At 77.9% G+C, this 560-nt stretch carries 1 protein-coding gene and 1 pseudogene; both read right to left on the minus strand.

The window, feature by feature from the left end:
- Positions 1-284 (minus strand): annotated as a pseudogene (locus GTW08_RS09650) (hypothetical protein); the annotation flags it as partial.
- 23 nt (positions 285-307) lie between these two features.
- The coding region (locus GTW08_RS09655) for a hypothetical protein (protein ID WP_161151790.1) at positions 308-560 on the minus strand (253 nt) is incomplete at its 5' end.

Consider the following 560-nt stretch of genomic DNA (forward strand, 5'->3'; position numbering starts at 1 on the left):
GGCGGGCCGTCGCCGTCGAACCGGTGCGGACCGGTGGCGACGTCCGCGGCGGGCGGCAGGCAGGCGTCGGCGTCGGGCTGAACCCGGCGGGCTGCGGCCTCGGCGACCAGCTCGGAGCGCACCGCGTGCGGCAGCACCACCCGTCCCGCGACGAGCTCGGCGACCAGCAGCTCCAGCGCGTGCCCCTCCTCGCCGACGGCGACGAGCTCGCGTCCGGTGGCGAGCAGGTCGTCGTCCACCCGGCCGGCCAGTTCCCGCAGCAAGCGGTACGTGGGGTCGGACATGGGGCCTCCTTCGCGGTCCCGCGTCAGCCGGTGGGGACCGGCTCGCGGCTCCACAACGACGCCGCCGCGGTGCACGCGGCCTCGTGGTACTCGGTCGGGGCGTCGCCGGTGAGGGCCTCGACGCGCGGGACACGGTCACCGTGGACGCGCAGCAGCCGTGCGACCGCGGCGGCGAGCAGGTGCGGCCGCTGCGCGTCACGCACGAGCAGCACGCGGGCGCCGTCGTCGCGCACGGCCAGCAGCAGCGCGGACGCCTCGTCGCGCACGACCGACAGC

It is taken from the genome of Pseudonocardia sp. SID8383 (genome assembly GCF_009864975.1).
Taxonomy (GTDB): Bacteria; Actinomycetota; Actinomycetes; order Mycobacteriales; family Pseudonocardiaceae; genus Pseudonocardia; species Pseudonocardia alni.